This window comes from Ureibacillus thermosphaericus (genome assembly GCF_012396605.1).
GTDB classification, from domain to species: Bacteria; Bacillota; Bacilli; order Bacillales_A; family Planococcaceae; genus Ureibacillus; species Ureibacillus thermosphaericus.
The window spans coordinates 1-1257 of record NZ_JAAXPW010000079.1 but is presented as its reverse complement, the minus strand read 5'-3'; the positions used below and the strand labels follow the sequence as shown (position 1 = coordinate 1257).

Here is a 1257-nt window from a genome sequence, read left to right as displayed (position 1 = left end):
AATTTTTCCATTCTTCCGGCATCTTTTCATAGAAATCCGTATATTTTAATGCATTTGGCCTTTTGGCCATTAACGTAAGATATGGTTGCCATTTCATTGATTTTTGTTTTGTGCCATATAAACGCTCGTGCTTGATAATCAGCTCATGCTCTTCTGTTAAAATGGCAATCTCATGATAAGAGATCTTTGCCAAAACCTTTTGTTTGGCAAAACGGGGAGACGTGGAATATAAATTGTTTTCTAAATGGATGAAACCGTACTTATCAGCCGTGACCTGCTCATATCGGACACATTCAAATTCTTTGGCTGGCAATTGAAGAAATAACGCTTGTTCTTCTTCAAATAATTCAGCGATGAGTCGCTCCTTCTCATAATGCGGACGATTCCAGTCCTTCTCACATTTCTCCCATAAAGATTCATTAAAACTTTCTAGTTGATAGATTGTTTGTTCAGGTAAAAAGAAATTGTTTCGAATATATTTCACCTTTGATTCGACATTCCCTTTTTCATTTCCGCTGGCTGGGTTGCAGAACTCGCATTCAAAGCCATAATGTAAAACGAATCGTTGAAATGTCTCTGTCAATTCTCTTTCTCCGTTTGGCAAGATCGTTTTTACGGCAGGGGAGAGATTATCAAAACGAATGACCCTTGGAACCCTTCCCATATAGTGAAAGATTCGTTTTAATCCTTCCAAGAAACATTCTTGATTTTGAGCTGGCATGACTTGCACATAGGCCGCATTACTGTAAGGGAATGAAACGACCAGGTAAGGAAAATCGACGTATTTCCCCTGATAGAGAAAAGGAGCTTCTCCAAAATCAACTTGAGCCGTTGCAGGTTTCGATTCTAAAGGTAACGCAGCTGGTTCACTTTGTACGAGCAGTTCTTGTTTTCTTTTTGATACATAGAGCCGAACAGAACGATCTGAACCTGTAAATCCATATTCTTCTTTTAAGATTTCATACATTCGTTTCGCAGTTCTTCGATATTTTTTCTTCTTTGTCAAGTCCTCTTTAATCCATTGATCCAATATCGGTTTCACTGGATCCATCACTTTCGCTTTTCTCGTTTGTTTAACTTTTGAGGGATTGAAGTCTTCCATTTCCGCATACTTCTTCACTGTTCTTGGATCACGATTCATTCTTTTGGCAATATCGGAATAGGAACATCCTTTTTGGTTTGCTTCATATCTGATATAATGAATTTCAGCCACTGCTAACATCTCCTTGAATACCTCCCGTTGAACTGTTTTGTCCA

1 protein-coding gene is annotated in these 1257 nt (G+C 38.3%); it reads right to left on the bottom strand.

The features are described from left to right. Window positions 1–1222, bottom strand: a 1222-nt coding sequence (istA, locus tag HF990_RS14835; RefSeq protein WP_168412888.1) for an IS21 family transposase, incomplete at its 3' end; no start/stop codon positions are given. Between the last annotated feature and the right edge of the window lie 35 nt (window positions 1223–1257).